At 70.2% G+C, this 12,503-nt stretch carries 11 protein-coding genes and 2 pseudogenes; 5 read left to right on the forward strand and 8 right to left on the reverse strand.

Going from position 1 to position 12,503, the window contains the following annotated elements:
• Nucleotides 1–452 precede the first annotated feature (452 nt).
• Nucleotides 453–761: a hypothetical protein gene (locus ACFQZ6_RS29160; protein WP_381614826.1), complete on the forward strand. Its 309-nt coding sequence runs from the start codon at nucleotides 453–455 to the stop codon at nucleotides 759–761.
• A 120-nt stretch (nucleotides 762–881) separates the two neighbouring features.
• Here the strand turns inward: ACFQZ6_RS29160 and ACFQZ6_RS29165 are convergent, their stop codons facing one another.
• The 8 genes and pseudogenes from ACFQZ6_RS29165 to ACFQZ6_RS29200 all read right to left on the reverse strand — a co-directional run bounded on the left by ACFQZ6_RS29165 (nucleotide 882) and on the right by ACFQZ6_RS29200 (nucleotide 9,563).
• Nucleotides 882–1,256: a hypothetical protein gene (locus ACFQZ6_RS29165; protein WP_381614828.1), complete on the reverse strand. Its 375-nt coding sequence runs from the start codon at nucleotides 1,254–1,256 to the stop codon at nucleotides 882–884.
• Complete coding sequence (gene ctaD / locus ACFQZ6_RS29170; protein WP_381614831.1) at nucleotides 1,253–2,965, reverse strand: aa3-type cytochrome oxidase subunit I; 1,713 nt, start codon at nucleotides 2,963–2,965, stop codon at nucleotides 1,253–1,255. The genes ACFQZ6_RS29165 and ctaD overlap by 4 nt, the downstream gene beginning before the upstream one ends.
• Before the next feature lie 336 nt (nucleotides 2,966–3,301).
• Complete coding sequence (locus tag ACFQZ6_RS29175) at nucleotides 3,302–3,760, reverse strand: SPW repeat protein (RefSeq protein ID WP_381614834.1); 459 nt, start codon at nucleotides 3,758–3,760, stop codon at nucleotides 3,302–3,304.
• 770 nt (nucleotides 3,761–4,530) lie between these two features.
• Entirely contained in the window at nucleotides 4,531–4,734 is a 204-nt protein-coding gene (locus tag ACFQZ6_RS29180; protein WP_381618922.1) for an alpha/beta fold hydrolase, read from the reverse strand.
• A 143-nt stretch (nucleotides 4,735–4,877) separates the two neighbouring features.
• A pseudogene (locus tag ACFQZ6_RS29185) lies at nucleotides 4,878–5,222 on the reverse strand (alpha/beta fold hydrolase); the annotation flags it as partial.
• A gap of 51 nt (nucleotides 5,223–5,273) precedes the next feature.
• Nucleotides 5,274–5,366: pseudogene (locus ACFQZ6_RS29190) on the reverse strand (hypothetical protein); the annotation flags it as partial.
• Nucleotides 5,367–5,983: 617 nt separating this feature from the next.
• Nucleotides 5,984–6,421: a hypothetical protein gene (locus ACFQZ6_RS29195; protein WP_381614837.1), complete on the reverse strand. Its 438-nt coding sequence runs from the start codon at nucleotides 6,419–6,421 to the stop codon at nucleotides 5,984–5,986.
• Nucleotides 6,422–6,764: 343 nt separating this feature from the next.
• Nucleotides 6,765–9,563, reverse strand: coding sequence for an FG-GAP repeat domain-containing protein (locus ACFQZ6_RS29200; protein ID WP_381614840.1), 2,799 nt, complete (start codon nucleotides 9,561–9,563; stop codon nucleotides 6,765–6,767).
• Nucleotides 9,564–10,252: 689 nt separating this feature from the next.
• Here ACFQZ6_RS29200 and ACFQZ6_RS29205 point away from each other — a divergent pair.
• From ACFQZ6_RS29205 to pcaDC, 4 genes are read left to right on the forward strand one after another with little or no spacing between them, the layout of a single operon-like run.
• Nucleotides 10,253–10,405, forward strand: a complete 153-nt coding sequence (locus tag ACFQZ6_RS29205; protein ID WP_381614842.1) for a hypothetical protein — start codon at nucleotides 10,253–10,255, stop codon at nucleotides 10,403–10,405.
• A gap of 45 nt (nucleotides 10,406–10,450) precedes the next feature.
• Nucleotides 10,451–10,828: a hypothetical protein gene (locus tag ACFQZ6_RS29210; RefSeq protein ID WP_381614845.1), complete on the forward strand. Its 378-nt coding sequence runs from the start codon at nucleotides 10,451–10,453 to the stop codon at nucleotides 10,826–10,828.
• Nucleotides 10,804–11,076, forward strand: coding sequence for a tyrosine-type recombinase/integrase (locus tag ACFQZ6_RS29215; protein ID WP_381618733.1), 273 nt, complete (start codon nucleotides 10,804–10,806; stop codon nucleotides 11,074–11,076). Before ACFQZ6_RS29210 ends, ACFQZ6_RS29215 begins: the two co-directional genes overlap by 25 nt.
• Before the next feature lie 29 nt (nucleotides 11,077–11,105).
• Nucleotides 11,106–12,458, forward strand: a complete 1,353-nt coding sequence (gene pcaDC, locus ACFQZ6_RS29220; protein WP_449334079.1) for a bifunctional 3-oxoadipate enol-lactonase/4-carboxymuconolactone decarboxylase PcaDC — start codon at nucleotides 11,106–11,108, stop codon at nucleotides 12,456–12,458.
• The last annotated feature ends 45 nt before the right edge of the window (nucleotides 12,459–12,503 follow it).

The following is a 12,503-nucleotide window of genomic DNA, read 5'->3' on the forward strand; positions in this document are numbered from 1 at the left end:
TATGCCTGATTCAGAGCGACACCGGAGACGACGGCGGACGTGCGAGGGTGCCTGACGCGTCGGTGGCCGACCGGCAGCGTCCCGGCCAGGTCGACGCCGACCGCCGCTGAGGGGTCCGCGTGCCCCCAGTGGGTACGTGCGGACAAAGGTCCGGCTCAAGCCGCACGGAGTTACTCGCCGCAGGTGAAAGCCCTCACACCCGCTCCCTCACGTGCGCGTCATGGCTGTTCGGTCGACCGTTGGGGAGCGTTGGCGCCGCCAGTCAGGTCACCGGACCCGCCCCACCACCGGCGCGGTCTGCGCCCGTGGCGTGTGAGGCAGCGGCTTTGGTGGCACTCGCGGGGTGCGGGCCGCCCGACCTCACGCTACGGCCCGACCGGATCGGGGCGGAACCCGAGGGAAGGACAGTGCCGAGGTGACCGAGAACACCGCCCCGCGGCATGATCAGACCCATGAAGCGCGGTAAGCGGTACGCCGTTGCTGCCTCCGGACAGTGGACCGACGAGGAGGACGGCCGACGTAGGCTGCCCGCCGGCGAGGTCCACGCCTGGGAGCCGGGCCGGAACGAGACCATGTGCGGGCTGTCTCTGAGCCGCTCGCAACTCGTTCGCTTCCCGCATGTCAGCTGGCCCGACGCCGTCCCGGAATCCGGCGGCGCGGCCGACCGTGTGCAGCGGGTGTGCCGACGCTGCGGCTCCGTGGCCGGGCACCGCGGAGGCGACGCACGCCCACCATGGCATCGGATCAACCCCCGACCATGAGCCCCGCCTCAGCTGATGGGGCCGCCGCAGGAAGGCCGACGTCGGTCTCTTCGATCTCTTCGATGCCGGATGAGGCGGCTCCGCGTGAGCACCAGGCGCTATGTCGTGCCTGCCCAGGCATCAGCGGAGGAGGCAGCCTGCCAGGGCGCTGGCCCCCGTGGCGCAGGCCAGGACGACACAGGCGCAGGCGGCGTGGCGGCGGAGCAGCGACCGCCGCAGCGTGGCGTAGCGGGCCTCGTACTCGCGCTGTATCTCGGCGGCCCGTTGCACTGTGCGGCGTAGCATCCGCCGCGTGAGGTCGACCCGCTGGCGGACGTAGTGCTCGGTCAGGTCCTGGGCCTGGGTGGTGGTGAGCCAGGACAGGCGGGCGCACAGTTCCTCGGCCTCGCGGACCGCCTGCTCGTGGTGGGAGCGGGCACGCAGGTAGCCCTCCGTCTCCCGGACCAGGGCGTTGCCCGGCGTCTGGGGTGCCTCGGTGGGCGCCTTGCGTCTCATCGCGGCCCGTCCGCGTGGCCCGGCGCGTCGACCGCGTCGCGCTTGCCGGTGTCCGCGCGGTAGTCGACCTGCGCCACCTCCAGGTGGTGCAGGTCGAAGGCCGGGGACTCCGAGCGGATCTTGGGCAGGGTGACGAAGTTGTGCCGGGGCGGCGGGCAGGACGTGGCCCACTCCAGGGAACGGCCGTATCCCCAGGGGTCGTCGACTGTGACCCGTTCGCCGCGCTTGGCGGTCTTCCACACGTTGTAGAGGAAGGGAAGGGTGGACAAGCCCAGGAGAAAGGCGCCGATGGAGGAGATCGTGTTGAGCGCCGTGAATCCGTCGGCGGCGAGGTAGTCGGCGTACCGGCGGGGCATCCCCTCGGCGCCGAGCCAGTGCTGCACCAGGAACGTCGCGTGGAAGCCGACGAACAGCGTCCAGAAGTGGATCTTCTCCAGGCGGGTGTCGAGCATGGTCCCGGTCATCTTCGGCCACCAGAAGCTGAACCCGGCGAACATCGCGAAGACGATCGTGCCGAACAGGACGTAGTGGAAGTGGGCGACGACGAAGTAGGAGTCGGTGACGTGGAAGTCCATCGGGGGTGAGGCGAGGATGACGCCGGTCAGACCCCCGAAGAGGAAGGTGACGAGGAACCCGGCCGCCCAGAGCATCGGCGGCTCGAACGACAGGGAGCCCTTCCACATCGTGCCGATCCAGTTGAAGAACTTCACGCCGGTCGGCACCGCGATGAGGAAGCTCATGAAGGAGAAGAACGGCAGCAACACGGCCTGGGTGGCGAACATGTGGTGCGCCCACACTGTCACGGACAGCCCCGTGATGGCGATCGTGGCGGCCACCAGGCCGGTGTAGCCGAAGATCGGTTTGCGGGAGAAGACCGGGATGACCTCACTGATCACGCCGAAGAACGGCAGGGCCAGGATGTAGACCTCCGGATGGCCGAAGAACCAGAACAGGTGCTGCCAGAGGATCGCCCCGCCGTTGGACGGGTCGTAGATGTGCGCGCCGAACTTGCGGTCCGCCTCCAGCGCGAACAGGGCGGCGGCCAGGACGGGGAAGGCGAGCAGCACCAGCACCGAGGTCAGCAGGACGTTCCAGGTGAAGATGGGCATCCGGAACATGGTCATGCCGGGGGCGCGCATACAGATGATGGTGGTGATGAAGTTGACCGAGCCGAGGATGGTGCCGAACCCGGCCAGCGACAACCCCATGATCCACAGGTCCCCGCCCAGGTAGGCGGTGCGCTCGCCACCGCTGAGCGGGGTGTACGCCGTCCAGCCGAAGTCCGCGGCGCCCTGCGGGGTGAGGAAGCTGGCGAGCACGATCAGCCCGCCGAACAGGAACAGCCAGTAGGAGAACATGTTCAGCCGCGGGAAGGCGACGTCGGGGGAGCCGATCTGCAAGGGCATGATGGCGTTGGCGAAGCCCGCGAACGTCGGGGTGGCGAACAGCAGCAACATGATGGTGCCGTGCATGGTGAACGCCTGGTTGTACTGCTCGGTGGAGAGCATCTGCATCCCCGGGCGGGCCAGCTCGGCCCGGATCGCCATCGCCAGTGCCCCGGCGATCAGGAAGAACGCGAACGACGTGATCAGGTAGAGGTGCCCGATCTTCTTGTGGTCCGTCGTGGTCAGCCAGGAGACGATCACCTCCCCCGTGCTGTGCGGCTCCGCCGCCGGTACCGGAGATACCGGTTCCGCCTGTGTCGCCATCGGTTCCCTCGCTCCGCTTGTACAGGTTGCGCCTGACCAGCCGCAAGGTAGTCCTGCCGGTACGTCATGACCCGAGGCTGGCGCGGTGTTAGGCCGGATGGCCCTGCACGTGGCTTCCACGGGGTGGTCCTCGCCCCGATGACGACTGCGGAGGCGCTCGCTCGCCTCCCCGGCCGGCCGTGCCGCCCGCACCGGGCGGGCACGACGCGGGCGGGCGCCCAGGTGGCGACCTGGGCGCCCGCGGGAGTCCTTACAGGCGGGAGTGAGAGCGCACAGACGACGGCGCGCGACAGAGGGTGACGGTCCGGGATCTCCCGTTGCCGGATCGGCGTCCGCTCAGCGGTCGGTTCCGCCGTAGGCCCCCTCGGTACCGCGTGCGTCGGCTGAGCGGGCTGCCGCGCTGGCGGCAAGGGCGAGGAGCAGGGCGATCAGGCCAGTGATCACGTTGTTGGTGATGGTGCGTGTGGTGTCGACGTTGCCTGACACCACCCATGGGGCGATGACCGTCCACGCGCCCAGGGCGCAGGCCGCCCAGGCCATGCTGTGTGCCCGGTCGTAGGCGCGCCCGAATCCGCCGCTCATCAGCAGCGCGTAGCCGATTCCCACGATCAGGTTGTTGATGGCGAGCCGGGAGAAGCCGCCGCCGTTGAATCCCGCGATCCACGGGGAGGCCGCGAGGTAGAGGCCCGTGAGCAGGGCCAGTGCCTCGATGGCTTGCGCCCTCGGGGTCGTCGCGGCACGTTCGGCCAGCGCATGGCGCTGGCGCATCTCGACGATGTCGGGGTGGGTCTCCATGGTCGGCCCGGTCGGTCCGCCCGATCGGGTCGACCCGGTGGGCCCGTAGCTGGGTGACGTCACTGCGATCACTTCCGGAAGAGAGCATCAGGTGCTGTGTTGAGCGCCGCTGCCAGAGGGCCGGAGTCCTGTGGTCGGTCTGCTGGTGGGGCGGCATCCTTACGGTCCAGGGCTGCGGGGCTTCCCGCCTTCTCCCCGCCGAATAACCCTCACCGGATCAACGAAACAGTAAAAATGCTCCTGAATGGGCTAATTTTCACTAGGGCCTCGTCATCCGGCAGGGCAGCCCAGCCCCCGGGCCGGATCACCGCAGGCGGGCGGCTCCTGCGGTGCACCGCCGCCGGGCTGAGTCTGAGGACGTACCGGACCGTCGAGCAAGACTGTGGAGGCCGTCCGTGGGCGTCCTGGTCCACTGGTCGTACCCCCGCAATTGGCCACCGGGTGGAGCTCACTGCCGCAGGCGCGGGGACCACCCGCTTGGCCTTCCGTGCCCGCACCCCATCGCCCGATCAACCGCTGAGCGCGCGGACGCCCGTCCGGCGCCACGTCCGGGCAGAGGAGGCGTCGGCCTCGGTCGGGCACACCAGCGTGACCCGATCGTCGGAGCACGGCCTCGCGAAGGCGCACGTCCAGCACGTCCGACCGTACTCGCGATCAACGTCGAGCGGCTGAGCCGTCGAGCACCCGCCGACGGTCCCAACCGGCCGTGTGGCTTACCTCGCCGACGGCATGTCCCGGCCCCGACCGGATCAGGATGCCTGCCGCGGAGGTCACGTGCGACCGATCCAGTCCAGGATGGTCGCGGCGAACTCCTGGGGCACCTGCCGCGGTGCCGCCACGTGCCCGTCGGACAGCGCCCTCGTCGGGCAGCCGAGCGCTGCTGCGAACTTGGCCAGGGACGGGAGGGAATAGTGGTCGTCGGGCGCGCACACCGCGAGCGTGCGTGCGGTGATCTGTGACAGGCGGGGCTCCATGACGTAGCGGCGTACCGCCCCGTGCCGTCCGGCGCGGGGTCGACATGGTCGACGCGTCCATGGGCGACCGCGCCGGCGCGCTTCTCGTCGTCGACGAACGATGCCGCGGACAGCACCAAGGTGGCCACGCGGTTCTGGAAGCGGGCTGCCAGCTCGACGGCGATCACCCCGCCCGTGTGGTGCCCCACCAGGTGGAAACGGTCCAGGCCGAGTGCCTCGACCAGCTCCTCCGCGGCGTCCGCGAAGCGCTCGATGGTGTGCGGCCCGGTGGGCTTCGCGGATGCTCCATAGCCCAGCGTGTCCATGGCGATCGCCCGATACCGTTCTCCGACCAGGGGGAGGACACCCAGGTACTCCGTCCAGGAGCGGGGCGTCTGGTGGAGGAGCAGCACGGGCTCGCCGTCACCGCACTCCACGTAGTGCAACTGACCGAAGCGGCTGGGCGCATATCCCTTCCGCAAGGTGGTCGTATGCGTCGTGTCCCTCATGCGTGGGTCTCCTTCGTCACCGGGGCGGCATCAACCGAGGCACCGACTGCCTCACTTGCCGGCCGGTGCCGTCAGGTCGAGAGCGATGTCCGTGATCATGTCCTCCTGGCCGCCGACCATCCCGCGCCGCCCCACCTCGACGAGGGCAGCGGCGGGTGTCGGAGGCTGCCAGCGTCCGGCACCGACGGCGGAGCCGCGTACGGGATGCCGAGGAAGCGGTCGACCTGGTCTGCTGAGGCTCCCGCGACCAGCCCTTTGTCGGTGGAGACCGTCAGGGAACGTGGGGCGGCTCTCGCGGGTACAGCCACTGCGAGGGTCAGTAGGAAGGACAGACTCGCCAGACAGGCAAGTCCCCTTCGGACAGTGGATCGCACAGGATCTCCTGAGAGGCCGGAGCGATGGGGGAGCCATGATGTGCCTGACACGGCAGACGTGCGGCGTTCACGTTCCGTTCAACAGACCTGCGGCGCAGTATGTCTCGTCTCTACGCGATCTCGGGCGTCCGGCCACTCCCGACTCGGCACGGGCAGTGGTCAACCAACTGATCGTTTCAGAATGCCGCCCTGCGGAGACGCTGGCGGCCCATGGAACAAATCCTGTCTCTGACAACGGAGTTGGTTGCCGCAGCCGGGCTGGCCGGTGGCGGTGCCTCCGCCGACGAGCAACCCCGCCCCCTGAACGTACGGTTTGTCTCCGTGGACGCTTCAGGTGACCCTCCGCGACCGCTCCCCAAGATCTGTGCCAGAGCCCGTTGAACAACGTCACAGCCACTGGCGGGCGCGTGCGGTGCCGCCGAGGTCGAGGAGGGCCTGCCCGGAATCGACGGCGAGGTCGGCCGCAGACACCCAGGCGCACCAGGCGGGCCGGTCGGCGCCAGCGTCAGTGAGGTGTTTCTCGGCCGCTGCGAGGGCGCGCAGCACGGAGCGCCGTTCCCCGGGGCCGCCTCGCGCGGCGAGGGTCCGTGCGAGGCGCAGTTGGAGAAGGCAGCGGGTGGCGGGGATGCGGGCGCGGGTCAGGGCGTGGTTGAGGACGCTGGCCGCAGTGGTGTGATCGCCCCGCCATGCGGCCTGGTAGGCGAGGTCGCCCAGGAGGCCGGCACCCATGTCGTGGTCGTCGGCGGCGTGGGCGTTATGGAGGGCGGCCACCCAGGTTTGGCTGGCCTGGGTGTGGCTGCCCTGGTCGAAGCGGTGCCAGGCCACGGTGTTCGCCACCTTGGGGCTTGGCCCTGGTGTCCGTCGCGCCGTCAGGACCGGCGGTGAGGGTGAACACGCCGGTGGGGCCGATGTCCAGGCTCACGTGCCGTCCGGAGGAAGGCGGGCTGCCCGGCCTGCGCCCCGCCCGGGCCGGGCTCCGCCGATCACCGTTCTCGCGGCAGACCGCTGTGACGCGAAAGGGGCGGCCGCAGGAGCAGCCCCGCGAGGACCGACCCGGTCGGCCGCCCGGGGCAGGGTCGCCCGGCCCGGCCGGGTTTGGCGTGCATGTGGTGCCCCAACCTTCGGACATCCACGGACCAGCACCCTCCTCGCTGGCTGGCAGTCGCTTCTAGAAAAGGCCCTTGTAGCCCTGCCAGCCGCTCGCGATCTTCACCCGTGCCCCGAACGAGCCCCTGCCGTCGCCGTTGTTGCGCCAGACGTTCCCGCTGCTGTCCCGGGAGACCAGGTCGGCCTTGCCGTCTCCGGTGATGTCACCGACGCCGACGACCGTGTTGTAGGAGCCGCCCCAGTTGGTGAACAGTTTCACCCGCGCCGTGAACGTGCCGTTGCCCTTGCCGTAGTACCGGTACAGGTTGTTCGACTTGTCCTGGGCGAGCAGGTCGCCGACGCCGTCGCCGTTCAGGTCCCCGGCGCCCACGATCTTCTTGTACGTCTTCCAGTTGTCGTACAGCTTCACGCGCGTGGAGAGCTTGCCCGTGCTCGTGCCCTTGTAGAGGTACACGGTGCCGGTCGAGGAGTTCCGCGCGATCAGGTCCGGGAGTCCGTCCTTGGTCACGTCACCGGGCGCGGTGAGCACGTCGTACTGGGTCCAGCCGGAGGTGCCCAGCGAGGTGTACGGGGTCGACGGCTTCAGCGCGGCACCGCAGCCCGGCTTGTAGGCGCGCAGGGCGCCGCTGCTGAGCCGTACCAGGACGTCGTTGCAGCGGTCGCCGCTGAGGTCGCCGAACGGCACCGCCCTCACCGAGGTCGGCCATCCGCCGCCGCTCACCTTGCCGGAGAAGGTGCCGTTGCCGGTGCCCTGCTGGAAGGTGAGGGTGCCGGAGGAGTTGAGGGTGAGGAGGTCGCCGATGCCGTCCCGGCCCGCGTGATCTCGCCGCACGGGGGCGGCGAGCGTCCCGGCGGTCAGCAGGTGGATGCGTTCCCCGGCGTCCACGAAGGCCACGCGGCCCATGTCGGGGTCCAGGGTCCAGCGGACGCGTCGGTCCGAGGTGCTGCCCTCGGGCATGAGGTTCTTCGTCGCGGGCAGATCGGCCAGGTCAGAGCTGACTGCCTGCCCGGAGCGGACGTCGGTGCGCACCAGCTTGCCGCGCCCGTTGTCATGGCGGACAAGGAACCCGTCGGCCAGCAGCGCGTCCCCCACGGGTACGGTCACCGACCGGCCGCGGGAGCGGTCGAACACGCCGGCCTTCTTCTGCGCGGCGCATACCCAGTAGACGAATCGTCCGTTGGCCTGCAGCTCGCTGGGTACGCACGCCGAGCCGACGTTGACGTCGACCGCCGCGGCCGTGGAGCCGATACGGCTCACCGACAGGTGTCCGGCGGTGGACGTGGTGGTCCACAGCTGTCCGTCCCACAGGGCGGCGGCCACGGCCGTGCGCGTCAAGACGACCTTGGACTGCGTCCAGTCGACAAGGAAGTGCTTGTGGTTCGCACCGCCCGAGAGCAGCGCGTACCGTCCCTGTGCGGCGCTCACCTCGCCGTAGAAGCCGGGAACCGTCATCGTCTGGACGTCACCGGCGGGTGTACGGCGGTGCACCAGCTGGGAGTTGTCCAGGTCGCTGTAGACGACGGAGCCGTCGCCGGTGCCGAACAGCCGTACACAGCTGCACGTGAAAATGCACGGCTTGACCCATCCGCCGGCCGGGCGGACCGGGCCCGCCTGGGGGAGGGCGTCGGCCGACACGGTGCGCGTGTTGAACATGACGTCATGGGACGGAGGCGAGGTCTGGTCCGTCCAGGCGAGTGTGCCGCCCACCAGCGACAGCCCGTCGACGGGCGCGGGCACCGGCGGCAGGTCCATCAGCTCATCGGTGACGATCTGTCCGTCCGACGCCTCGGAGAGGCGGTGGATCCCCCAGTGCGCCTTGTCGGGACCGCCCACCACGACAGCCGATCCGTCCGCCGACGCGTGCACCCAGCCGTCCATCTGCGGGAGCAGTGTGCGCCATTCGCCCGCGTCGGTGAGGGGCCGGGTGAGTACGGAACGGGTCTCGTCGCCGTAGGTGGCCACCACGACGTCGTCACCGATGACCGTGAAGTCGGTCTTCCCCCCGGTGCCCTGGGAGGGGACGGTGATCACCGGTCCGTCCAGCGCGTCGCGGCGCAGCAGCCGCGCACCGGCTCCCGGGTACCACCAGCCGACGTAGCCCTCGGCCAGGACGGGCAGCCGGGCCGAGTTCGTGTTGTAGGGGGCGAAGAGCTTGGTCCAGGTCCCGTCGCGGACGTCGACCAGGACGAGCTGGTACTGGAAGACCTCAGGGTCCTCGGTCGGCACGCGGTAGCGCAGCAGCAGTGAGCGGTCGTCCCTCCCGCTCAGTGCGAGGAGCTTCGCGTCGGCGGGCCAGCCGGTCACCTTCGTGTCCTCGGTGCCGCCGTCAGCCGCCTGCTTGAGCAGGTGCAGTTCGCGTACGCTGGACGCGCTGCCCAGGTAGGCGACCACGACACCCTCGCCGGCCGTTCCCGCGTAGGTCAGACCGGTCGGGACGGTCACCGAGCCGCGGTCCTCGCCGGAGCCCATCGCGCGGAACCGCACGACCCTTCGGCCCTCGGCGTCGGACGACAGGGTGTAGGTGGTGTCCGACTGGGCGAGCCCGTTGGGTTGCTGGGTGTCGGCGAACTCGGTCATCTGCCGGGTCTCGCGCGTCGCGTAGTCGGTCCAGAGCCAGCCGCTGGAACCTTCGGGATTCGACAGCACACCCGTGTCGCCGAAGCCGATGAACCCCGGGTTGCGCGTGGTGCTGCGGTCCGCGGCGGGCAGCACCACCTCGCCCACCTCGCCCGCCCCGACGACCTGGTCGGCCCCCACGGCTACCGCCGTTCCCGCCGGCACCGCGCCCGCAGCGCCTGCCGCGAGGACGACGCCCAGGGCCAGGGCCGTACCCCCTCTGCCGAACTGACGCCGTCGCATGACCTTGCCGACCTTCACAGAACCCCCCGGCCCCTGGCTCTGGTAGCTGTGATGGGTCCCGACAGCCCCGAGAGCTGTGCATGAAATGTGTATGCCCTGAGCGGGCGGCAGGAGCTTATCAGCGCACACCAGTGGGGTCGCTGGGACCCCAGGCCGCTGGTTCGTGATGTCTTCAGGCGAGGTAAAGGTCGGTCCCGGCGATGAGCCGGTGGGGGTCCCGGCCGAGCTTCCCCCTGGAGGAACACAGTGACCTCGGTGACCATCCTGCACCCCGGCTCCGTGGGAGCGGCTGTGGCCGCCCAAGCCAGCGGGGCTCGTCGCGTGCTGTGGATTCCCGCGGGGCGCAGCTCTGCTACTGCTGAGCGTGCCAAGGTCGCGGGCTTGATCTCCTGCAAGTCGCTCGAAGAAGCTCTCGATGCGAGCGACGCTGTCCTTTCCATCTGTCCGCCGCTTGCCGCGGAGGACGTTGCGACCGAAGTCGCCAGATACGCCTTCGAGGGCCTCTACGTCGACGCCAACGCGAGGCGGACGGGTCGGCTCCGCCTCGGCCCTGAAGGCATCGTTTGCGGGATTCCAGAAGGCCGCCCGCACGCTGGCCGGCGTTTCGCACGCTCTCGCCGATGCCCATGGCGTCGCCGACCTCCTCACGGAGGAGGCGAAGAGGATGCCTGCGGCGATGGGGCCCCGAGATGGAGGAAGTCGCAGACGCCCTCAGAGAAGCCGGGCTCCTGACCGAAATGGCCAAGGCAGCGGCCTCGGTGATGGCGCGCTGGGAGAAGGACAAGGACCGGTACGAGTTGCCCCTCGCCGATGCTCTCGCGCACCTACGGAAAGATTCCTGATCCCAAGCAGAGAGGACTCCACCAGCGCGGGTCACCTCGGTTGACATGAGCCTGGCCAGGCTGAAGGAGGCCCTGAACCGCGCTGTCACGCGCGGTCTGGTGACCGTCGATGTAGCCAGCGAGGTGCACATTCCGCTGAAGGCCCGGAAGGCGGAGCGAAAGACGAAGGAGGTGGTCCAGCCACGGAACGCCTCGGAGGTGGGTGCCTTCGTCGCTGCGATGAAGAGTGACCGCCTGTTTGCGCCGCTGCTGCTGTCCCTGATGGGCCTCCGCATGGCGGGGGAGCGTGCGTTGCCGCTCCCAAGCCTCGTACGGGAGGCGCTGAGGACGTTCCGCGCCACGCAGGCAGTGGACGCCTGGCGGCGGGTGAGGGGTACGAGGGCGGCGGGTATGTGCTCGTGGATGAACTTGGGGGCGCGCTGAACGGTCGGCAGCTCCGAACGCGGGCCTACAAGATGATGGACGCAAACGGCCTCCGTAGGGTCCGTCTGTACGATGCTCGGGCGTCCTGCCTCACGTCCCTGGCCAACAAAGGGGTCCCGGATCACCTGCTCGCTATGTGGGCCGGGCACACCAACGTGAAGCCGACGAAGAGGTGGTACGTGAAGCCGGACGTGGCGGACCTGCTTCCAGCGGCGGAGGCATGGGGAGGTCTCGCAGGGGGTGTGTGACAGATCGTGACAGATGAAGGTGTGAACCCGTGACCGAAGCCAAGATCGAAACGCTGCAATATCGCTTTGACGGGCCAGAACACCTCCCCGTGCTGATCTTGGGGCCGTCCCTCGGTACTACATGGCACATGTGGGACCGGCAGGTGCCGGAGTTGGCCGAGCAGTGGCGGGTCCTCCGGTTCGACCTGCCGGGGCACGGTGGGGCACCGGCGTACCCCGCGGGCGCGGTCCGGGACCTCGCCGACCGGCTGCTCGCCACGCTGGACGCGCTCGGGGTGCAGCGCTTCGGGTACGCGGGCTGTGCGCTCGGCGGCGCCGTCGGTATCGAGTTGGCGCTGCGGCACCCGGAGCGGCTGGCCTCGCTCGTGCTGATCGCCGCCTCCCCACGGTTCGGCTCGGCCGACGAGTTCCGGCAGCGCGGGGTGGTCGTGCGCACCAACGGCCTCGACCCCATCGCCCGCGCCGCGCCCGACCGGTGGTTCACCGCCGGGTTCGCCGCCGCGCAGCCCGCGATCACCGAGTGGGCGGTGCAGATGGTGCGCACCACCGACCCCGGCTGCTACATCGCCGCCTGCGAGGCGCTGGCCGCGTTCGACGTACGGTCCGAGCTGGCCGGGATCGGGGTGCCGACGCTGGTCCTCGTCGGGTCCGAGGACCAGGTCACCGGGCCCGCGGAGGCGCGCACGCTGGTCGCCGGGATCCCGGACGCGCGGCTGGCCGTCGTACCCGGCGCCTCCCACCTCGTACCGGTCGAACAGCCCGCGGCCGTCACCGACCTGCTGGTCCATCACTTCTCCACCGCCTGGCAGCCCGCGTTCGACTCGACCACCGGGCAGGTCGCGATCCCGGCCGCCGCCGTTCCCGGTCCGGGTCCCGGGCAGCCTGGTCTCGTACCGGCCCAGCAGGCACCGCAGGCGCCGCAGTTCGCGCAGCCCCAGCAGAGCGGGCCCATCGCCGAGATCGCCCCGGCCGCCGTGGCCCCGCCGGGGCTGGGCGGGCGGGCCGATCCGTACGACACCGGCATCAAGGTGCGCCGCGAGGTGCTCGGGGACGCGCACGTGGACCGGGAACTGGCGCGGGCCGACGAGTTCTCCGCGGACTTCCAGGAGTTCCAGACCCGGTACGCCTGGGGCGAGATATGGAACCGGCCCGGACTGGACCGGCGTACCCGCAGTTGCGTCACCCTCACCGCCCTCGTCGCGGGCGGTCACCTGGAGGAACTCGCCGACCACACCCGCGCCGCCCTGCGCAACGGCCTCACCCCGGCCGAGATCCGGGAGGTGCTGCTCCAGGCCGCCGTGTACTGCGGCGTACCGGCCGCCGACCGCGCCTTCAAGGTGGCGCAGCAGGTGGTGCGGGAGGAGACCACGCCGCAGGAGTGACCGCCTCGCGGACCGTCTCCCGGACCGCCTCCCGCGGTCCGCGCG

Source organism: Streptomyces flavalbus (assembly GCF_042674625.1).
GTDB lineage: Bacteria > Actinomycetota > Actinomycetes > Streptomycetales > Streptomycetaceae > Streptomyces > Streptomyces flavalbus.